Origin of the sequence: Trinickia mobilis (assembly GCF_017315705.1) — a bacterium.
In the GTDB taxonomy this organism is placed as follows: domain Bacteria; phylum Pseudomonadota; class Gammaproteobacteria; order Burkholderiales; family Burkholderiaceae; genus Trinickia_A; species Trinickia_A mobilis.
The window spans coordinates 116,791-137,562 of the sequence record NZ_JAFLRF010000013.1 but is presented as its reverse complement, the minus strand read 5'-3'; the positions used below and the strand labels follow the sequence as shown (position 1 = coordinate 137,562).

The following is a 20,772-nucleotide window of genomic DNA, read 5'->3' as shown; positions in this document are numbered from 1 at the left end:
GACTTGGTGAATTTATGGCAAAAAGCAAGCATCGCCAAAAGAAACGGCGCCCATTGAATAGGCCAGCGCCAGACGACGGCGCGTCCTTCATCTCGGTCTCAAGTCTTTTTCGCGGTATCGCGCGCGACGACGTAGTGGCCGCTCTACAGACTCGAGGGAGGGCATCCGTCGACGATTTCCCCAAACTCCTTAACGAAGTTCGGGAGGCGTTGGACGTCGGTGACCCGGTTGGCATCCTGGCCACACTCGCGTTCTACGGAACTTTCGGTTCTGCAAAGAAGGGCCTTGCATGGCAGGCTGAAAGTGGGTTCAGCCAATCTCACGTTGAATTGGCGCAAGCCTTCTTACTTCAACGCCGCCGGGAGGATGCTGAACAACAGAGTCCATCTCCGCAGTCAATTCAACGGCAATTCGAACTGCTGACCGAGCTGACGAAATCCTTCAATTCCATGAGTTTCGCTCAGAGTACCGAGGGACTTTCGGACGAGGCTCGCGCTGTACTAATGTTGCAGCAGCATTTGCGAGTCCACACGCAGGCCGTACGCAATTGGACCTATTTTCAGCAAGCCATCGACCTCTGCACAAGGATTCTCGCCAGATTGGAGCCGGAGTTTGCTTCGCACATAGGCATCCCGGCGAGTCAACTGGTCGCACTTTTTGACCTGTTTCGGAGAAGGACCGAGACACGCGCTCGGGAACACCTGCGTAGGTTGTCAACAACGCGGAAGAGGAAGACGCTCGAGGCCTTGGTCGATGCGTACCATCACGAATTCCCGGAGCTGCTGAATGACCCGAACCGAGTCGCTTCCGAATTAAAGCGACTCGGCTACACCAAGCAGCAGGCCGCACTGATGATGCTAGCCTATGCCGATGGTCTCCTACCACGAATCTTCGAATTTTCCTGTAGCGAGGTTAGCGATGAACTGGGACTCGAAATTGGTTCAGTACACGCAGTTCTCCGTAACCTAGGGCATCGGTTTGGCGATTTGGCCAGCGCAAATTCCGGACACGTCCTTCTGGACAATCCCGTATGGTGTAAGCCTTTGGTTCAGGTGGATGACGAGCGCTTCTATTGCTTCATGTCTCCGCTGTTTACTGGCTATTTTTTTGCAATAATCCGGCACCTGCTTGGCGGACACGAGAAAATTCTGAGGAAATTCGAACGCGAAAAAGCCGGCTTCCTCGAAGATGAGATTGAACGTCTGTTCCGGTCAGCCTTCAGTGACGCGGAGGTTGCTCGTAGCTATAAATGGTCTGAAGGCGAGAACACCTATGAGAACGACCTTATAGTCCGCGTCGACTCCCATCTCTTCTTGATTGAGGCGAAATCAGGCAGCGTGACTCCGCAAGCATTGCGCGGCGCACCAGATAGGGCTCGAAGACACGTTCGAGACTTGATGTTGGCTCCGTCGGAGCAGTCGCTCCGATTGCAAATTCGTCTTCAGACTGCGCTTGACGACGTGTCGAAACGCGACATGTTAGTGCCAGAATTTCCCATCTCGCTGGATGGCGTGAGTACCTTATTGCGCCTATCGGTGACGCTGGAGGACTTCGCCGTACTACAGTCAAACCTCTCGCTTGTGAAGCGTGCTGGGTGGATACCGGAAGACCATCCTGTTGCGCCATGCATGCTGGTCTCCGATTTGGCAGCCGTATTTGACATTCTCGATACGGAAGCGCAAAAGATTCACTACTTGAAGCGTCGACTCGAGCTTCACCAAACTCTTCTTCACTTTGGGGATGAACTTGACCTGCTCGGCTTGTACCTGGCGACTGGATTCAACATCGGGGACGCTGAAATAAATGGCACCGCACTTTCCATTTCAGGCTTGTCGAGCAACATTGACTTGTACTATAGCCAGTTGGAAGCGGGGTTGGCACCGCAAAAACCAAAAGCCAAGGTGACGCGCTTTTGGTTCGACATTATCGCTGCCTTTGAACGGCGGCGGTTCCCCGGTTGGTCAGAGGCGGCATGCATTGTCCTTAATTTCGGGCACGAAGAGCAGGAGCAGATGGAGCGAATGTTAAGACGCATCTATAAGAACGTTAAGAAGCGCGGTTACAAAGAAAGCGACGCGACCAGTGTCGTAGCTGTCCCTCAAGTCTTCAGAAAATCTGCCTTAGCGATGTACGCATACAGGAAAATTGATGCCCCGGAGCGGCACGAAGCCATGGAGAACCTCGCACTTAGAACGTTCGATGAATCGCACGTTGAGTTGTGCCTCGTTTTCGGTGTAAACGTTGACCAAGGTCACTATCCGTACTCGGCAATTACGCTGTTCAGACGGCCGACGGAGGCGGAATCAAGTTTTGTTGGGGCCAATTGAAAGACAGAAAGCTTTCGCCGTAGTCGAGGACCATACCTTGCGCCAGTTTGCTCTTACCGCGAAAGCGTGGCTCTCGATATCAGAATAGGAAGCGAATATTTTCGACTTGGTGTTTAACAGGCTCTCGCGACGAGTAAATTACACCGTCAACCAATGATGGCCAGGGCACAGCGGACTCAAAAGCTTTCGCGGCTTATGGCCGCGCGTGTCGTCGGCGCGGCGACAGCGCGGCTGGTAGTCAGCGTCCTGTCGCTGATTGCGCTCAAGCTCTCAATAAAACGTCGCGGGCTTGGTGTGCCCGGTGGAACCGGGAGTCGCTGTTCCACCGGGCAGCTGACGGCTATCTTTAGGCCGTCGGGGCGGCGCCAGACTCGACTGGAGCCGGCAAAGCGGTCACTACTGCTTTCGCAGCCGGCGACACCTTCTTTGCAGTCGCTTTCTTAGCGGGCGCCGTTGCGCTCAAGGCCTTTTTCGCAGCAGCTTTCTTCGCCGCCGGCGCCAAGCTCGCCTTCACTGTCTTTGCGGCGGCCTTCTTCACAACAGCCTTTTTGGCCGCAGGCTTCGCCTTGCTCGCACTGCCCGCGTCGGACGCGACCGCACTGGCGTTACCAATCAAAAACTTCGACCGGTCCTTGACACCAGCAAGCCATGCCGGAGCTGGGCCACGTCCGCTCCAAGTCGCACCGGATTTCGGGTTCGCCGGCTGCGGTCCCTTGCGCTGCCCCTTGTGAGCAGTTGCGCCAGCTACCGCCGATGTCTTTTTGACCGCAGTCTTTGCCTTGCTGACAGCACCCACGCTCGCCGCGACAGTCGCTGCAGTGCCGCGCGCAATCAGGAACCTACTGCGGTCCTTGGCCTCAGCAATCCATGCAGGCGCGCGGCCGCGACCGCTCCATTCCGCGCCGGTTTCTGGATTGCGATACATCGGAGGTTGCGCGCCGCGCACATAGTTGCCCTTCCTCGTGACTTTGCTTGCGTGTTTTGCCGGCTGTTCAACGTTACCGGCAATTGAGAACTTCGACCTATCCTTTACATCCTTAATCCATGCTGGCGGACGAGCATGACCGCTCCAAGTTTCACCGGTTTTTGGGTTCAGGTATTTTGGAGGCAACTTTCCCTTCTCAGCCGCCGTCAACGGACTGCCATTGCCGGCACGCGGGGCAGAGAGTTTGAGACCGCGTTTGGCGCCTTTGAGATGCGCATCGATGTCGGCGACGGTTAGACCGTGCTGGCTCATGAGGTCACGGATGCGGTCCAGGACTCCGGAAGATTGCTTTGCCGCAATAGCCTCTGCTTGAGCCTGAAGACTTTTGATTTTCTTTTGGATTGCTTCCAAAGTCGCCATGTCTATCTCCCGAAGTGCGAATTGGACGCACTATGCCACGGAGCGCGCTTTAGAGCTAGAAGGTTGTTATCTCGTTAGCCGCACAACGTTTGACGGCCCCCCTCCGGGGGATTCTCCAAAACTATACGTGGCCCGACCGCTTCGTTTAGCGACGTACATCGCCGCATCGGCGACATCGAGCAATTTCTCGATTGACTCAACTCTATCTGGATAGGTCGCGATGCCGATGCTGACGCCAATCGGAAACCGCCCGCCATACTCGGTTTCCCCGACTGTGCGCACCCTCGAAATCAGGCGAAGCGCCAGTTCTCGCAACTGTTCGTCGTCGCCACAATCGAGGGCGAGGATGACAAACTCGTCGCCGCCTACGCGGGCCAAGGTGTCGCTGCTCCTGCTTGCCGCAGCAAGAGAGTCAGCAAGCCGGCGCAGCAACGCATCTCCGGCACTATGGCCCAAGGCATCATTGACGCTTTTGAAGCCATCGATGTCTAGATAAAAGAGGCCAATTTTCCGGGACTCATCTCTGGGGGCAGAGGCCAGCGCATCGATAGCTGACAGAAGTTTGCGGCGATTCGGCAAACCGGTCAGTGAGTCTTGCGCTGCCTGCTGGTCAAGGACCGCAGAATAGGCGTGAACTCTGGCGAAGGCACGCCGCTGAATGAAGAGCGTGTAGACCATCAGACAGCACGTCAATAGTGCGACGACTGCCAACGCCGCAGTACCAAATACCAGCCGCTCGTGCGCGTCGCGCGTCGCCGCGCCGCGCTTGGCACGCCAATCGGCCAACAACTGGTTAAGGTCGCCGCGCAAGCTATCCATATCCTGTTTGCCCTCGTTGGTTTGTACGAGTGCGATAGCGGCCGGCCGATTGCCAACACGAACCAGCTCGATAGTGCGAGCCAGTTCTGTGACCTTGTCGTTCTTCGTATGCTCGATGCGGCGCACCAGTTCAAGCGAATGTTCGTCGCCGACCACGACCTGTTGCAGACGCAAGACGGTATCGTCCAAATCTTGAGTGCCTTGACGATATGGCGACAAATAGCTTTCGTTTCCTGTTAGCAGATACCCTCGTTGACCGGTTTCGGCACTTTCGAGGTCATGCAATACTCGGTTAGCTGAGCCGAGGACGGCAAATGCTTCTTCGTCGCGGAGGTTGTCCTGAAGAACGATGCGAGCTTCGTACAGAAATGCGCCGGCCGCAACCACAAGCCCAATCGCCATCGCGAGGTAGAGGGCAATGAACCGATTGCGGTCTGCAATCGCAGAGCGAGAAAGACGCGAGGACAATACGCCTCCGGCTAAGCGGGTAATAAAGGCTCACATAATAGCGGACAACGCGTCTCCAGCAGTTGCGAGCGTACTTGATGGTCGTCGAGCTTGATGGTGCTCGTGCCCAAATACCGCGTCTCAGCATGCATCTACCCCCGCCCAAAACCGAATGTGCTCTTCAGCTTAACGGCATACATCGACGAAACCTTTAGGGCCTTCGTATTGGCATGATGCGGTAACGCTTCGAGCCGGGCCTAATAGCGTCCGTCGCGATTCAACGTGGCGGTAGTTGTCAACACGGCTATCGGTCATAATCCGCCAATCGAAGAATCAGAGCCTAATATCAACGAGTTATGACCTTTGTTTAGGTTATGGGATACGACATTCACATTACGCGCAAAGAGAACTGGTTCGATGACGAGCCGCAAATCAATCTCGAGGAGTGGAAAGCTCTCGTGGCATCTGACACAGAGATGCGCCTGGACGGATACGCCGAAGCAAAGGTCGGCAGCGGCGCAATCCTTCGAGTAGAACGCGAAGGACTCTCCGTGTGGAAGGCATACTCGGGTCACGGAGCCAACGGGAACATGGCATGGTTTAGTTTTCGCGGTGGCGACATTGTCGTCAAGAACCCCGACGCCGAGATACTCGCCAAGATGTGGAAGATAGCGCAGAAGCTCAGCGCTCGAGTGCAGGGCGACGATTGCGAACGCTATGGCGCCGACGGCAGCGTCGTTTCTTAGAGCACTCTTCAACTGGAACGCCAATGGCGCGTCCTCCAAAGTATCGACCGCCATGGAGCCGACACATTCATGCCCTGGTCGAGCTTGGTTCTCTTTCCGCCCGAAGCTGACGACACGCAGCCAATAGTGAGGGGCTTCGAAGTCTTTCTCTCTCGGCGATGCTTTTCGTCAACCTGCACATTGAAGTCGTCCACCGTCGCACTATTCTATGAGCAAGACCCTTGAAGAAGACGAGGAGGCGCCAAATGACCACGTATTACGAACTAAAGGCACAATTGGCCGAACTTGCTCGTCAAGCAGAGCAAGCCAAGGCACTCGAAGTTCATGCGGTTATTGACGAGATTCGCGCGAAAGTCGCCGAATACGGACTCACAGAAAAAGACATTTTCGGGCGCCGGAGGCGCGCTAAGGCGAAGAAAGCCTTGGTCGGCATGCCGAAGTATCGCAACCCTAAAACGGGCGCCGAGTGGACCGGGCATGGCCGGGCGCCCGCCTGGATTAAGGCCGCGAAGGACCGCACCCTCTTCTTGATAGCGAGTTCTGCCAGCGCAGCGCCGGTCAAGCAGACGAGTAGGCACGCTGCCGGCAAGGGCGCAACTTCGGAGAGAACCACGGCTGGCAAGAGTGCGCAGACGAAGCCCGCGCGTCGCGTGAGTCGCGGGTCAACCGAAAAAGAGACGATGCGGGCGACAGGCTAGCCTTGGGCGGACCCGACTAAACTGCTGTGCGTGCCCGTGCGCTGCGCGCGCAGTTGCGCTGAATCAGCCGCAGGCGGAAAGACGTGCCAGTAACCGTCGTCGTGTTGGAAGAAGAACAGCGCGTGCAAACCCGTCGGTTGCCAGGTCTCTACGCACACGTAGCGCCCTCGGCCTAGGCGAGTGTGGCCAAACGCGGTCACATGCACTGGTGTGGTGGGGGCAAGCCATTTCTCGACTTGGTACCGCAGTGACTGAGCCTTCGTGCCTTTCATCTGCTGCTCCCGTGCACCGGTACTTTCGCAGCCCGTTCGCCAGACCGACAAAATGCGGTGCATGTACCGGTTGCCTTGGATGTACAACGTGTTTCTCCCGCGCTGCATCGACAACCAAGAAATCACTTTAACTATAGCGGTAGATACTGGTCCTGGCATACATTTCAGCGAGATAGCAACAGAAACAAGATTAGTGCAAAAGTGTGTGTTCGGCAGCTTCGGCCGACGATTGTTGGTGCGCCGCACCACAAAGTGACTCGCGCTTCAGTCGCCAGTCTGGATTGTTCCCTCAATAGACAGCCAACACCTGTATGAGGAACATGAAGGCCTGCGCTCCAACGCGCCAAGGTGCCGAACGAGTGGGGACAAACATGGGACAGGTCGACTTCAGCGCATTTGAGCACGAGGGTTGGGAGCGGGTCGCACAGGCCTATCACGAGTACTTCGGTGACTTGACCACTCAATCGAGTCCGGCCATGCTCGACGCGCTCCGGGTTGGTCGGGGCGCGCGTTTTCTCGACGTCGCATCAGGGCCGGGTTATCTCGCTGCCGCAGCCGCCCGTCGCGGCGCGGACGTCGCAGGCGTCGATTTCTCGTTCGCGATGGTCGAGAAGGCACGACGCGTCTTTCCAGGACTGGGGTTCCGCATCGGTGACGCTGAGGATTTGCCCTTTCCAGATGGAAGCTTCGGCGCAGTGGGCATCAGCTTCGGGATGCCGCATTTTGCGCACCCTGAGCGTGCGCTCGCGGAGGTATTTCGGGTGTTGCAACCTGGCGGCAGAATCGCCTTTACGGTCTTGGCGGCGCCGGACAAGGCGGTCGGCTTCGCTATGGTGCTAAAGGCAATCAAGGAGCATGGGACGACCGATGTGGCATTGCCGCCGGTAGCGACCTTCTTTCGGTTCAGTGATTGGGAGGAGTCGCGGCGTGCATTGCTCGACGCCGGATTCGTCCAACCGCACGTGCGGGAGGTTGAGCAGAACCTTGTGCTTCGTGCGCCGGACACACCGTTTCACGCGGTCATGCGCGGCGGCGTTCGATTTGCCGCGTTGCTAAACGCTCAGACTCCAGCCGCGCTGGAGTTGATTGAACAAGCCGTCGCGCACGACGCAGAGGCGTACCGGACCGATACAGGAGAACTGCGGATTCCCATGCCCTGTGTCTTGGCTTCCGCGTTCAAGGCTTAGCGGCCAGCTCTCTTATCGCGGCGGGAAGCCTCGGAAATCGCGCCGTGAAGTTATCGACTTTTGCACCTCGACGCGCCCCGCCGTCGACAGATGTTCCCTGACCCGCCAAGCTTTTTTTTGCAAACATTTAATGGCGAGCGTAGTATAAAACGGTATATACGGTTACCTCCCGTACGAGAAAGACAAGCCTCGAGAAACATGGGAGCAAGGCGCTGAATTGACCCTAAATCGGGGGGGCGCCTAACCGCGAAGTTACGGGGAGTTGGGCCATGTCAGAAAAACATCTTTCCAGGAGTTTTGACGCCGACCTCGACCTTGTGTCGACAAGGCTGCTTGAGATGGGCGGGCTTGTGGAGTCACAAATTGCCCACGCTCTTGAGTTGCTGAACGGTTTCGATTCCGAAGTCGTCCGCGATGTGCTCGTGTGCGAGCAGCGGTTGAATCGGATGGAGCTCGAAATCGACGAAGAGGTGAGCAACGTCATCGCACGCCGACAGCCTGCGGCTCGCGACCTCCGGCTCCTCTTGGCCATCTCGAAGTGCACCACCAACCTCGAACGTGCCGGCGATGAAGCGCGGAAAGTTGCGAAACGCCTACGTCGCATTCACGAGAACGGCGGGGCACCGGCCATCGGTATTGCCGAAATCAAGGCTTCCGGAGAGATGGCACTGAACATTCTGCGCAGAGCGCTGGATGCCTTCGCGCGAATGGACACCGTTGCGGCCGCACAGATTGTCCGAGATGACGCAGCCATTGATAACGAGTTTCGAGCGTTCACGCGCAAGCTCGTCGCGAAAATGACCGAGGACCCTCGCGCCATCTCGAATGGCTTGGAGTACATGTTTATCGCGAAGGCCATCGAGCGTATCGGAGACCACGCAACCAATATTGCCGAGTTCGTTGTCTACATTGTCAAAGGAACCGATGTTCGCCATGTGACGATGGACCAGCTCGAGCACGAGGTGTTGGATAGCTGAGGCTGAAACACGGGTATAGAACGCCCGAGAGCTTTCCAATAGCCATAATGCGCTGCACGTCGCCTGGACTGCTCTAGCGCGCAGCGTACAAATTGGCAGACCGAAAAATGGAGTGCCGTGAAAATGAAATCTGTCACTCATCGGGGTGAGGCAGAAGGCACGCACGAACGAACGGGAGCTACACCCAGGCCTGTCGCCGTGCCAACGTTGAGCTCGCGCGAAAAGCATTACCTAATCTGGGGAATATTGCGGCTTGGGCTCGGCGTTGTGCAAATGGCATTTGCAACCACAGCAATCGTTTGTCTATTATTCGTCGGACTGTCGTCGGCAACCGTCATCTGCATTGCGATTGCGACGGCCGCCACACTGGTCAGTCGCGTGCTGTTCCATGGTGAGAGAGGCGCGCGTCTGTAGGGTAAGCGCGCAGAACCGACCCAGTCGTCGTTCGAGGCGCCTACCGATGAGCCCGACGACTTCGGCAAGTGCCGACAAGTTATTGAGGCGCGGAGTCAGCCATAACGCGGTCGAATTCTTCACGCGCACTGAGCAGTTCCTGCATCGCTGCAGTGAACCTCGCAAGTTCCAGCGTCGATGGCTGTACGCGTGGCGTGCTGCCGAAGCGCTGTTCTAGTACAGCAGACGCGGCCTGTACTTGACGCGCCGCAGTGGCAATTCGCTCGAGCGCAATGGCTTCCAGCGAAAGCGTGTTTCGTATCGTCATGTCTCTGCCACCTGCGCAGCCCTCACTGCAACGTCCTGGCCGATTTTGACATTCCCGCCGTTGTTTCGTTTCCAGCGCGCACCGACTCGCGGCTCCGGCGCGTTACGTTCGCACCTCGAAATCAGATGTAGTCAGCACAATCCGCTCATCGGAATGAGCGAGCAACTTCCTTTCGGCCACGGCAGTAATACGTTTGCGGCCATCTGCGAAGGCTTTGAGAATGCGTGTGTCGCTGGCTCCTGGTTGCACCCAGAAGTGCTGTTCAAGCGCATCACGCGAGACAGAACACTCGACTTCACGTCCGTGAGTCGAAACGGTAAAAATCACGCTTCGGTTGTCCGGTGCTATGCTCGGCGGCGCTTCGAGGGCCTCCACTGTCGCGACTCGTCAAATTTGATTAATGGGTTCCCCATATCGTACTGGAGACCCCATTAAAATCTCAATGAAAAGCGCTGAGTAGTACCGCTCGATTTTCGTCTGATATTCAAACGGAGCGTGTTGACGCTAGAGATAGTCACGGCTGGCGCAGCGGTTCTCGCGCAATGTTCAGATGTTCGGCGGCGTCGATTACTGGTAGTAGAGGTCGCTGCTTGGGCCGGAGTATCGAACATCAAGCCAAGACCCGTCCTTGAACACAATCCGTTTCACGGCGCCGAAATCCAGGACGGTATCTACGGCACTGCGGTTCACAAAGACGCCAGGGCGGTCGTCGGGAAGAACAAGCTGCATGAGCGGACCCAACGCCTGCGTGGCGTCGAAGAAGTTGGGTTCGCATGACGGTTCCTCTACCTCCAACCAATAAGCGAGCGCAGCGCCCGGGTCACCGGCATCGCGCGCAAGAAAACGCAGCGTCCTCTCACCAACAAGATAAAAGGATGATTCGATGGATGGCACATCGCGCATGCATGTCTCCGTGTGTTTTGAGGAAACTTCGTGACACTCAGGCTACCCGATAACTACTCTTGCGCCGTCCAGCACGTGGCTTGCCCGAGCGCCTGTTCGTTGTCGAAGGATGAGTCCAGCGCCCATTGCGAGCGCTGGAGACAATCGTCCTGGACGCGGGCGATGGCTAGCGCATGTACAGCCCGCCATTCAAAGAGTAATCCGCTCCCGTCGAGAAGGCCGCTTCATCGCTGGACAGCCAAGAGACAATCGACGCTATCTCAGATGCCTCCCCCAGACGGCGCACCGGAATGCCCTGAACGATGGCATCTAGTACTTCCGGACGCACTGCGCGAACCATGTCGGTCCCGATATACCCAGGGGACACCGTGTTCACGGTGACACCCTTGGTCGCGACCTCCTGGGCCAGCGACATCGTAAAGCCGTGAATGCCCGCCTTGGCCGTCGAGTAGTTGGTCTGGCCAAATTGCCCTTTCTGCCCGTTCACGGACGAAATGTTGATAATTCGCCCCCACTGCTTGCCGACCATCCCCTCGATGACCTGCTTGGTCACGTTGAACAGACTGCTGAGGTTCGTGGCAATGACGTCGTTCCAATTCTCCCGTGACATCTTGCGAAACACGCCGTCGCGCGTGATGCCGGCGTTGTTCACGAGCACGTCGATGTCGCCGACCTCCTTCTTCACCTTCGCGAAGGCCGCCTCGGTAGAATCCCAGTCGGCGACATTGCCTTCCGACGCGATAAAGGAGAAGCCCAGTTCGGCTTGCTCTGCCAGCCAGCGAGCCCGTCGCGGGGAGTTCACGCCGCAGCCCGCCACCACCGTGAATCCATCCTTGTGTAGACGCTGGCATATCGCCGTTCCGATTCCACCCATGCCTCCGGTCACATATGCAATCCGCTTCGTCATGTCGCTTACTCCTCGGTTAGGGTTTGCGTCCAAGATTTTCGTGTCCATTCAATGGCAAGGTCCTGCTATTCGCACCATTTCGTAGCACAACTATCTTTTAACTTCAGTTCGAGGTACAACTCGATGCCGGCCCATGAAGCGATTTCAAAGCGCTGCAGTTCAAGCACATCGCTTCGAGCGGCGAGTGTGTCCCGGCACGAGACTAAAAAGTGTCGAACTCGGCCCGCCTATGCGGCACCTTCAAAGGCAGCCGCAGCACCCGACGTCTCACCGGTGCAAAGCCAGTAGACATCAAGGCTAAGAAAAGCGGCAATCCGCGTGAAGACGTTGAGCGGTGGAACCGTGATGCCTTGGCGCCAGAACTGCACCTCGCTCTCGCTCACATTGAGCCACTTGGCGGCCCGAGCGGAGCTGATGCCGGCACGCTTCAAGGTGGTATCAAGGCGTGCAGCAAGCGCACGCCTCAGGCTGCTGTCCTCGCCGCTACGCTCGAGGTGCTCGATGGTTTGAGCGCGTCGATTCATGGTGTTCGATATCTCTCAGGAATGTTTTTGTAGTTGCCGCCGTCTTTTGGCCGCACCTGCTAACGCTAGCCAGCCATTTTGGTAATTTTCAAGTCCCAACACGCAGATTAATGTCGACAGAGCACATGTCTTCACCGCTAAAACGTAGCTAGCCAAGTCATGCACGATGGCAGTCTGCAACTTCGCCGAGCGTATTGTGGTTACGCACGGATAGGCCTCGACCCGGCGGCAAGCCAATCCAATGGCTCATACAGAGCCATATGTCTTTGCTAAAACGTGATGAGAGGCGACGAATTACTGCGGCTGGATATTGGCCGCTTGCTTACCCTTCGGTCCCTGCTTGACGTCGAACGTCACCGGTTGGTTTTCCTGCAGGGACTTGAAGCCTTTTGCCTGAATTTCGGAGAAGTGCGCAAAGAGGTCCTCGCCGCCATCGTCCGGCGTGATGAACCCAAAACCCTTTGCATCGTTAAACCACTTGACTTTACCTGTTGCCATTTCCTGGATTTAAAACAATCGTTCTATTGTATTGACTACACGTCGCCAAAGCGGCGACGGCTACGAGAGACTACTTTTAACACGAGCAAATGAGTATAAGACATGCGAGTTTACGCCGATGTGACAGGACTTAGCCTTGTCACAATTGACCTTTTCCACTTACAGGCTGGACATTTTTGCTAAGCGCTCAAATGTCTGAGCAAAAGTGACCGAATCCAAGACTTTGGTTACCGGAAACGGCGGCCCTTAGCGATAACGCGCTGCTAATGTCGGGACTCCGGTACCGTACGCATGAGAGCTGCGACGCTCATCTCTTCGTCAAGCTCAGGCCAGAGCAGTTGTTGGTGGTCAATGGAAATGGCGAAGTGTTCACGCTCGGCTGCAGTGGCCACATCGAGCACAGGAAACAAACGCAACGGCAGACGAATTTTCCGGCCGTCAGACAGTTCGAGGAAAAGGTGCGTGCTATCAAAATGCACGTCAATCGCGTCGACACGCATGGCAGTCTCCTTGACCTTTTGGCGGCTTAAAGCATAGGTCGCCGCTAAGCTTCGTCTAAGCAAGATTGCCCGGGACGACCGAAAGGCCCGTGTGCTAACAGGACAAGCCATAACCACGAATTGCCTTGAACGCCCGGTCTGTATTCGGGACAACCTGCAGCACTCAATGAACAGCCGGCGGGGAGGACGTCCCTTCGTCAAAATACATGGGCTCGAGCGATAGCGACACGCCGAGCACTGAAGCTGGTCGCCGGCCTTCCTGCCCCCAGAATTGAACCTGCCCGCACTGGTCAATCACGATGACTTCGCGGGCGCCGCCGCCCAGGTAGCTTTCGACTCTCCGGTCGAGCTCCTGCGTCCTGTCGGTGTCAAGCAGGACCTCAACACAAAGGTCCGGCACAAACGGCACCGGGTCGTCATGGTCGAAGCTTTCCCACCTTTCACACGGCATCCAGACAACATCCGGCACGCGGATACCAAACATCGGAGTCGTCACAGCGACGCACATCGCAGCGAGATGTCCCATCTGCTCGGTGATTTGGCAAAACACGTCCGTGACCACGATTTGGCGACGCGCTGACGGTTGGGAATTCGTCACTTTCTCGCCGCGCTCGTCCAACTCGTTGCCGTTGCATTGACCAAACTCGTCTCGGTTGGTCAGGCGGCGCCACGTCGCCAGCAATCCTTCGCGTTCCAGGAGAGTAGACAAGTACACATACCTCTCGTAGGGGATTTGCTTAAGCGTATACCCTCCGGAACGAGTTGCACAACGGACTTCGCAAATTATGTATGTGTGCACCGCACAATTGACCTAGCTTAAAAGCGCGTCGTGGATGGCGTTCGTTTGTGGAACGACCGGCGCGAAGCTTGTACCGCCAGACTGTGCAGTCGAGACGCCAATCGTCAGAGGAAGGTGCGTCGAAAATCCGGAGCGCTGATTCAGCAGCAGATATGGCGCTGGCCTTTGCATGGAGGTCGACGGTACAACGTAGGACCACCCAACACCGCAAGAGGGTCGAACCGCCTCGCCACGAAATTAGGGATGCGCATGAGCGCATATCCGGAACTCGCAGGAAAATCTCAGCACGTCGCCTTTGACTGCGAAGAGGCCGCCCTCGCGCTTGCCGAAGCAAAGGGCGAAACAGCCCGTAGGCTAGGAATCGATATGTCGTTACTCTGGTCTGCCATCGGCGTCGCCATCATCGTCTACGTGGTGGCGACAGCAGCCCTCTACCTTTTTCAAGACCGCCTGATACTCCCTCCAGCGCCTCGAGCAACCGCTCTCCAAGTTGGAAGTCACGGCGACCTTCAAGTGCAGCCTTGGCAATCTAACGGGCGATTCGCGGGATATGTCATCAACCCGGCCAACCAATCGCCTCATGGAACTGTCGCTATCTATCACGGCAATGCCGAGTCTGCCGAGGACAAGCTGCGGCTTGCCTCGGTATTCGTCCATGCCGGCTATCGTGCACTACTGGTCGAATATCCCGGCTACGGCAGGCGAGAGGGAGCGCGGACAATGAAAGCCGCTCTGGCAGCATCGCGCAGTGCGCTCTCCGACGCCAACGCCCAGTGGGCGGGCCCCATATTTCTTGTTGGCGAATCACTCGGTGCAGGTATGGCTGCGCAAGCTATCTCCGGCCAGGAGTCGTCCGTCGCCGGAGTGCTGCTAATCACGCCATGGGATTCGCTCGCCAGCGTCGCAGCCGAAAGGCTGACCTGGTTTCCAGTTCGCTGGATATTGCATGACCCGTTTGACTCAGTCGACGCGCTGAAACGATTCGAAGGCCCCGTCGTCGTTATCGGTGCTGCGGACGATACTGTCATTCCCGTCACGCACGCCGAACGGCTTGCACGACTTCATCCGCATGCGCAATTTCTCTCGTTGCCCAACGCGAGCCACGACAGTTGGTTTGATGCGATGACGGCCGAAAACTGGCAGATGGTGCTGAATTGGATGCAACGCCGAATGAGCGCGAGTTCCAGTAAATAAAGCGTGCACGAACGCTGACGATTCAAACGAGATAAGTCGAGCCGCGTCGTTTTTCGCAAAAGCCTATGCAGCCGCGAGTTACCAGGGGACGACCATGAGCCTTGCTGGCAAAACCATATTCATGTCACGTGGTAGTCGTGGCATCGGACTTGCCACTGCGCTCAGAGTGGCACGTGACGCCGCGAACGTCGTGATTGCGGCGCAGACCGTGGACCCGGACCTGCGGCTCGAAGGTACGATTCATACTGCAGATGCTGCGGTGGAAGCCGCTGACGGCAACACGCTTCCGCTTGTCGTCGTTAACCGCTGCGTTTAATCGGCACGCCACCACTCCCAAAGCGGAAGGGCCTGGCTAACGGCATGGCCTTTCGACCAGTTCCCCTGCGGGCGGCGAAGGACAGTCCTCGGTTTACGCCCTCGGCATAGTGTGCAAGTATCCCTCGCAGCGCGTAGCGCAGATACGCTTGCTCTCTTGCGAGGTTCAGAATGGACTGGAGGTTCTGGAAGGCCGAGAAGCGTCACGAGGAGGCGCGTAATTGGCCCACCAATACGCATGAATCGATACGGCAACTCCTGGCCATGTACCAGAGCGCCGGAGCACCGCCGTTCGCGAGCTGGGCCGCTCCCGGTATTGCGTTCACACCCGACGTCGAACCCACCTCACGAAATGGTGTCCAAGGCTACCAGCTTGCGCTTTGGTTCTGGCTATTTGCTGAAAAGCACGGCACTATCGCGGCGAGGATGGCACGCGAAACTTTCTGCCTGCTTGCCGATGCGGCGCAGCCGTCGTCGGGAGACACCATTGATGCACTCCTCGACCTGGAAAATCGCCTAGCGCATTCGGTCGAGGCAATTTCCGCTGAACAGCGCACCTTCAGGCAGGAAGGCCTGTCCGTGGAACTGCCGATGGAATTCTTTTTGGCCACAGGCACGCTCAGGCTCACCCCCGACTCACCTTATGCGGGGAATGCGGGCGCCCCCCTGCAAGGCAACGACTACAAACTGGCAGACTGCTTTCGCCATGCCACAGAGGAAGCGCTGGCTGTTTTCAGGCCGATGATACAGGCGGTCGAATTTGACGCGAACTCGCTGCCCAACTGGAAATGGAGCGCCCGTCCGGGCGCGGCTGAGCGACATCTACAGCGGCGCTTCAGCAATCCACTCTTCCCTCTGCACCGACAGATGGTTACGGCCCACGACGTGCATGAAGCGCGTCTTGCCGACAACCAGGCCCTTCAGGATATTCGCAACGAACTCAATGAGGTAAGCCACGCGTTCTTCGAAAAGCCGGAGCTACCGTTGAATTGGCAGCCATATCTCGAAAGCTATCGGGACCGCTTAGACAGACTTGATGAACGCCGCCTTGTAGCGGGTGGGCAGAACGCGTCGCTCGGTGACGCGATAGCGGCGCTGCGAGCCGACATCCTGGCCGCGTGGCGCACTGAGATTCAGAAGAACCGGCACAGCCTCGCCACGCTTGAGCAGGACGAAGCGCGAAAGGCCGAACGACGTGCGCTTCTGTATGGGTGCGACTGGACCGGGCAGCTGTTGAGTCACGGCTCCGTGATTCCGCCGGAGGAAGTTGTTCCCGCCCTGCTAAGCGAATCTCCTTCTGAACTTGAGAAAGCGGTGGCCGGCATGCAGGTAGAGCCACGCCTGCGTGAGACGCTTGCTCACTGCCGGGCAGCTGCACATCGGCTCGTGGGCGAGCTTCGCGCGGCAGGCCACAACGTTCCGGATATTAGCGACAAGCTTCGCATACTGGACGGTACACCTGGGCAGGTGCCGGCCTGACATTCCTCATCGGCATACGATATCCGACCGGCTCCCCTGCGGGACTCAGACAGTCTCACAAAACGCCTTACTCAAGAGCGTGGTTAAGAAAGAATCGGTGCCGCGTCGCACTGGGAGAATTCACTGACCCGGATGCGGATGTCGGTGCGAAAGTCGGTCGTATTCTCGAACCATAACGGCTGTTAGCTCTTAACCATACGGCGGTCATGTAGCAGACGGCAAGTCGCCGAGCGTCGTCACCCACTAGAAAACGCGGCGACAGATGAGTCCCTTGTGCCTACAGCGGCTGGATGTTCGCCGCCTGCTTGCCCTTCGGTCCTTGCTTGACCTCGAAGCTCACCTTTTGCCCTTCCTGAAGAGTTTTGAATCCCTCTGCCTTCACTTCAGAAAAATGAGCAAACAGGTCTTCGCCGCCATCGTCCGGCGTAATGAAGCCAAAGCCCTTTGCATCGTTGAACCACTTCACAGTACCGGTCGCCATAGTTGTATCCAGAATTGAAACAGGCAGGTTAATGTAGTCGTCAATCGCTCGTCGTAGGGGTTCCCACATGAAGCGGTGGTGAGCAATGCTATTGACGCACAGTTTCCGGCTGATATGAAAGCAGTGCGCGAACGTTCACGTCCTCGTCGATTTCCGGCCGATATGAAAGCAGCGCGAGAACGTTCACGTCCTCATCGATTTCTGGCCAGAAAAGTTGCTGGCGGTCCATCGAGATGGCGAAGTGTTCGCGCTCCGCTGCTGTCGCTGCTTGCAAGACAGGAAACCAGTCCAGTGGGAATTCAACCGTCTGGCCGCCGGACAGGTCAAGAAACAGGTGCGCGCTGTCGAAATGCGCACCCACCGCAGCGCCTTCCATGGTCGTCTCCTGAATGAGAAGCCATTAAAAGATAGCCCGCCGCAGGGCGTCATACAAGCGCGCATGCTGGCAAGCCGGACCGCTCCGGGCGGTGGGAATGAAGCGATGCACCTGTCCATTTTCAACGCGATATCACCGGGTAGCGGTTTGCGGTGTTTGGCCAGTGAGGTTACGAGCATGAGAAGCCCACGGGACACCTCATCGGTCGCGCGCATGAGCCAACGCGTTTGAGGCGCGCTCGGTCAGGAGCGTGCGTATCACCTTTATCAGTCGGTCGATGGGGGTAGGCTTCATTAAGAGCACATCCCACAGCGGCTCCGCCGAATGAGGCGGCAACGCGGCCGACAGGACGACTACTGGAATGTCGGCCATGGCCGCGTCGTCCTTCAATCGTCGGCACATTCCAACGCCATCAAGGCGCGGCATCATCCAGTCGGTCACGACGAGATTCGGGTGCTCGATGGCAGCCACAGCCAGCGCGGCTTCCCCGTCTGGCGCGGTGAGCACGCGGAATCCTTCCCGCTCAAGCAGCAATTTCAACGGGCGCAGCAGATTCGCGTCGTCATCGACAAGCAGTATCGTCGCCAAACCAGATTCCCCTTTTGCCCCGACGGGGTAATCAGTGAACGCCGCAATATACGCTCCTGCATATCGCTTGGTCACTCGCGCACTGCCGGCGTCGCCGACATGACCTTTAAGTTGGCCTTTAACTTGCCCGGATTACACTTACGTTGCAAGGCGAGTTCCTCGTGCATCCATCATACGAACTACTACCTGGAGGGCATATGGCTGGACCGTCGTCACTCGCAGCGGACCGCGCATGGCGTGCGGGCACATTAATCACAACGACACTCGACGAACGCCCTCAACGCATGCCCGACTTCGCCGCCGAAAGCAATGCGTTGCACCGTTTGGCACAAGCGCTCACGGCCCCAGACGGCGCCGTGCTGCAAACGCTGGCTAATATGGCACTGAATCTGTGCGGTGCCGGTAGCGTCGGCATCGGTCTGCTGGAACGGAGTGCCGACGGCACCACGGCATTGCGCTGGGCTGCGCTTTCGGGCCAGGCTACTGCCTTCGCGGGCACCATCGTCCCGACTGAAGACAGCCCAAGTGGTATCGCCTTGGAGTTGGGGGCAGCGCAACTCTTCTCATTCCCCGAACGTCACTTCGCGTGCCTGAAACACGTAAGTCCGGAGGTCGTCGAAGAACTGGTCGTACCGATTCCGGGCGAACCTGAGCCTTGGGGAACGCTGTGGGTTATGTCCCACAATGAACAGCAACGTTTCGACGCCGAGGACCGCCGAATCCTGACCAGTCTTGCGAACTTCACGTGCGCGGCCCTCACCATCATGCAGGCCAAGGCCGATGCGGATGCCCGGGCGGCAGAAGCGGAAGCGGCAAGGAATGCGCTGACGCTCGCGGAGATGCGCAAGGACGACTTCATCGCGATGCTGGGTCATGAGCTGCGCAATCCGATTGCGCCCATTGACAGCGCGCTAACAGCAGCGCGGAAACTCGTCGCCAATAATCTCGCCGCGCTATCTGCACTGGAAATTGTAGAACGGCAGACACGGCTACTGAAGCGACTGGTCGACGACCTGCTCGATGCATCCCGGCTAAGGCACGGTAAACTTTCAATCCGGCCGTCGTACGGGTTGCTCGAGGACATTGTCACAGACGCTGTGGCGGTGGTGAAGGCCGACGTTCGCGCCAGTCAGCGTCGACTGCATGTCACGGTTCCGACGTACCCGGTGCACGTGCGAGCTGACCCCACGCGTCTCACTCAAGTCGTGGCGAATCTGTTGTCAAACGCGGTGAAATACACACCCGCCGGTGGTGATATCACCCTGTCTGTCGAAGCGCCGGACGTCAGTGCCGAGTCAGTGGGCGATGCATCGTTGCACGACGCACTCATTACGGTAAAGGACAACGGCGTCGGCATTTCCGCTTCAATGCTGCCGCACGTCTTCGAAATGTTTACCCAGGCGCCCTCTGCACGGAGGCGCGCCGAGGACGGACTGGGAATCGGACTGGCTGTCGTGAAGTATCTGGTGAGCGCACACCAAGGCACTGTTACGGTTAGGAGTGCGGGCGAAGGCCAGGGTACCGAAGTCACGGTGCAACTCCCCATTGTCTGCGAGAACCCAGGCGAGCCGGCCATGACCGCGACGTGCGGGGTGGCGGCGGCTCGTATCCTGCTTGTGGACGACAACGCCGACGCCATGGAGGCCCTGGGCACATTGCTTGAACTGGAAGGTCACGAGGTGAAACGGGCACAGAGCGGACCTGAAGCGCTCACGATAGTCGAGTCGTTCACTCCGGATGTGGCGTTGATTGATGTCAGCATGCCCGGCATGAATGGCCTTGAGCTTGCGCGATTGCTCCGTCAGCGGGCGCAGTGTTCCCCGACGAAGCTGGTGGCGCTGACGGGCTACGCCGATGCCGCCAGTGGACGCCAGTGTGACGAAGGGGTATTCGACTGCCATCTCGTCAAGCCACTGTCGCTCGACGACCTCGCCGATATTTTGCAGCGCTCGTAGGGTCGTATGAGCACACGGCCGGCTACCGGCGGACAATATGACGAAGCGCACCAAGGCCTCGTGAGATTGGCTCGCCACACTGGAGCCGCCAATCAACGTGGCGTGGCAGACCTAGCGGGCGGAGGCAATGCGTCCGCGAGGAGGCTCGCCAGAACCGCCGATGGTCGCGTTGAGAAGGGGCCGAAGTCGATACAAACTTGCGCGGGAGCGCCAGTAACGCTTAGGAGGCGATGATTCATTTCTCCAAGAGACGGTCCAGTCGTCGAGGGTCGTGGGTTGCGCCTCACGCGAAGGAACGTGTGAGTCAACGGTCTGCGCTATCGGCAACATCTGTTCGAGAAATGTTGGACGCAGGTCGATGCGTGTCACTTGGGGAGGTTCCGCCCAGCCGGCGCTGCTACCTCATCTATAGCAAAGCCGACGACCGCTGTTTTGTCGTCGTGCAAGACATCGGTAATTGGGCTGTCGTTACAGTTCTGCCACTCTGGATGTGGAGCAACGACGAGTTGTCGGAGAGTTCGCCGCAGGCAGACGAAGCTCGCAGGCTGGCGCTCGAACCACGGTCACGCACGCCAAAACGAGAAAATGTCAGGTATCAGTCGCGACGGCCGACCGGCCTGTTCAGGCGTAGACGATAACCCCACCTGGAGTGCAATGATTCCCGCTGGTGCCCTATGCTTCGCCTCGCGCTTTCGAGAACCCTTCCACGACACA

21 protein-coding genes and 1 pseudogene are annotated in these 20,772 nt (G+C 57.7%); 9 read left to right on the top strand and 13 right to left on the bottom strand.

Annotated features, from left to right (window positions below; all coding sequences use genetic code 11):
• Positions 1-14: 14 nt before the first annotated feature.
• A complete protein-coding gene (locus tag J3489_RS19855) occupies positions 15-2,327 on the top strand; it encodes a hypothetical protein (RefSeq protein WP_207000845.1) in 2,313 nt (770 codons plus the stop codon).
• A 346-nt stretch (positions 2,328-2,673) separates the two neighbouring features.
• Here the strand turns inward: J3489_RS19855 and J3489_RS19850 are convergent, their stop codons facing one another.
• Positions 2,674-3,672 (bottom strand): H-NS family nucleoid-associated regulatory protein, encoded by a 999-nt coding sequence (locus J3489_RS19850; protein ID WP_207000843.1) that lies wholly within the window; start codon positions 3,670-3,672, stop codon positions 2,674-2,676.
• A gap of 66 nt (positions 3,673-3,738) precedes the next feature.
• Positions 3,739-4,959, bottom strand: a complete 1,221-nt coding sequence (locus J3489_RS19845) for a GGDEF domain-containing protein (protein WP_207000841.1) — start codon at positions 4,957-4,959, stop codon at positions 3,739-3,741.
• Between the two features lie 353 nt (positions 4,960-5,312).
• On the opposite strand from J3489_RS19845, the gene J3489_RS19840 reads away from it, so the two are divergent.
• The 4 genes and pseudogenes from J3489_RS19840 (at position 5,313) to phoU (ending at position 8,818) form a co-directional block, all read left to right on the top strand.
• Positions 5,313-5,684, top strand: coding sequence for a hypothetical protein (locus J3489_RS19840; protein WP_207000839.1), 372 nt, complete (start codon positions 5,313-5,315; stop codon positions 5,682-5,684).
• Between the two features lie 245 nt (positions 5,685-5,929).
• A pseudogene (locus J3489_RS37725) lies at positions 5,930-6,217 on the top strand (H-NS histone family protein); the annotation flags it as partial.
• 808 nt (positions 6,218-7,025) lie between these two features.
• Positions 7,026-7,841, top strand: coding sequence for a class I SAM-dependent methyltransferase (locus J3489_RS19830; RefSeq protein ID WP_207000835.1), 816 nt, complete (start codon positions 7,026-7,028; stop codon positions 7,839-7,841).
• Positions 7,842-8,110: 269 nt separating this feature from the next.
• Positions 8,111-8,818 (top strand): phosphate signaling complex protein PhoU, encoded by a 708-nt coding sequence (gene phoU / locus J3489_RS19825; RefSeq protein WP_207000833.1) that lies wholly within the window; start codon positions 8,111-8,113, stop codon positions 8,816-8,818.
• Between the two features lie 493 nt (positions 8,819-9,311).
• Here the strand turns inward: phoU and J3489_RS19820 are convergent, their stop codons facing one another.
• From J3489_RS19820 to J3489_RS19785, 8 genes are all read right to left on the bottom strand, one after another.
• Positions 9,312-9,539: a hypothetical protein gene (locus J3489_RS19820; protein ID WP_207000831.1), complete on the bottom strand. Its 228-nt coding sequence runs from the start codon at positions 9,537-9,539 to the stop codon at positions 9,312-9,314.
• Between the two features lie 102 nt (positions 9,540-9,641).
• Positions 9,642-9,914: a DUF1488 family protein gene (locus tag J3489_RS19815; RefSeq protein ID WP_207000829.1), complete on the bottom strand. Its 273-nt coding sequence runs from the start codon at positions 9,912-9,914 to the stop codon at positions 9,642-9,644.
• Between the two features lie 192 nt (positions 9,915-10,106).
• Complete coding sequence (locus tag J3489_RS19810) at positions 10,107-10,442, bottom strand: hypothetical protein (protein WP_207000827.1); 336 nt, start codon at positions 10,440-10,442, stop codon at positions 10,107-10,109.
• A gap of 166 nt (positions 10,443-10,608) precedes the next feature.
• A complete protein-coding gene (phbB, locus tag J3489_RS19805) occupies positions 10,609-11,349 on the bottom strand; it encodes an acetoacetyl-CoA reductase (RefSeq protein ID WP_207000825.1) in 741 nt (246 codons plus the stop codon).
• Positions 11,350-11,576: 227 nt separating this feature from the next.
• On the bottom strand, positions 11,577-11,873 hold the full coding sequence (locus tag J3489_RS19800; RefSeq protein ID WP_207000823.1) for a helix-turn-helix domain-containing protein: 297 nt from the start codon (positions 11,871-11,873) through the stop codon (positions 11,577-11,579).
• Between the two features lie 294 nt (positions 11,874-12,167).
• Entirely contained in the window at positions 12,168-12,371 is a 204-nt protein-coding gene (locus J3489_RS19795; RefSeq protein WP_207000821.1) for a cold-shock protein, read from the bottom strand.
• Positions 12,372-12,634: 263 nt separating this feature from the next.
• A complete protein-coding gene (locus tag J3489_RS19790) occupies positions 12,635-12,871 on the bottom strand; it encodes a DUF2442 domain-containing protein (RefSeq protein WP_207000820.1) in 237 nt (78 codons plus the stop codon).
• A gap of 163 nt (positions 12,872-13,034) precedes the next feature.
• On the bottom strand, positions 13,035-13,580 hold the full coding sequence (locus J3489_RS19785; protein ID WP_242540142.1) for a Uma2 family endonuclease: 546 nt from the start codon (positions 13,578-13,580) through the stop codon (positions 13,035-13,037).
• A gap of 333 nt (positions 13,581-13,913) precedes the next feature.
• Here J3489_RS19785 and J3489_RS19780 point away from each other — a divergent pair, with 333 nt between their 5' ends.
• The 3 genes from J3489_RS19780 (at position 13,914) to J3489_RS19770 (ending at position 16,658) form a co-directional block, all read left to right on the top strand.
• Entirely contained in the window at positions 13,914-14,864 is a 951-nt protein-coding gene (locus J3489_RS19780; RefSeq protein WP_242540141.1) for an alpha/beta hydrolase, read from the top strand.
• 94 nt (positions 14,865-14,958) lie between these two features.
• Entirely contained in the window at positions 14,959-15,180 is a 222-nt protein-coding gene (locus J3489_RS19775; protein ID WP_242540140.1) for a Rossmann-fold NAD(P)-binding domain-containing protein, read from the top strand.
• Positions 15,181-15,350: 170 nt separating this feature from the next.
• Positions 15,351-16,658 (top strand): tryptophan leader peptide, encoded by a 1,308-nt coding sequence (locus J3489_RS19770; RefSeq protein ID WP_207000819.1) that lies wholly within the window; start codon positions 15,351-15,353, stop codon positions 16,656-16,658.
• 277 nt (positions 16,659-16,935) lie between these two features.
• Here J3489_RS19770 and J3489_RS19765 read toward each other — a convergent pair whose 3' ends face one another.
• The 3 genes from J3489_RS19765 to J3489_RS19755 form a co-directional block, all read right to left on the bottom strand.
• The gene (locus J3489_RS19765; protein ID WP_137331109.1) at positions 16,936-17,139 is read right to left on the bottom strand and encodes a cold-shock protein; all 204 of its coding nucleotides are present in this window, start codon (positions 17,137-17,139) and stop codon (positions 16,936-16,938) included.
• Between the two features lie 88 nt (positions 17,140-17,227).
• On the bottom strand, positions 17,228-17,515 hold the full coding sequence (locus tag J3489_RS19760; protein WP_207000818.1) for a DUF2442 domain-containing protein: 288 nt from the start codon (positions 17,513-17,515) through the stop codon (positions 17,228-17,230).
• A 198-nt stretch (positions 17,516-17,713) separates the two neighbouring features.
• Positions 17,714-18,103, bottom strand: a complete 390-nt coding sequence (locus J3489_RS19755) for a response regulator (RefSeq protein WP_207000817.1) — start codon at positions 18,101-18,103, stop codon at positions 17,714-17,716.
• Between the two features lie 197 nt (positions 18,104-18,300).
• On the opposite strand from J3489_RS19755, the gene J3489_RS19750 reads away from it, so the two are divergent.
• Positions 18,301-20,058 carry a hybrid sensor histidine kinase/response regulator gene (locus J3489_RS19750; protein WP_207000816.1) on the top strand — a complete coding sequence of 586 codons (1,758 nt, stop codon included), beginning with the start codon at positions 18,301-18,303 and terminating at the stop codon, positions 20,056-20,058.
• Positions 20,059-20,772 lie beyond the last annotated feature (714 nt).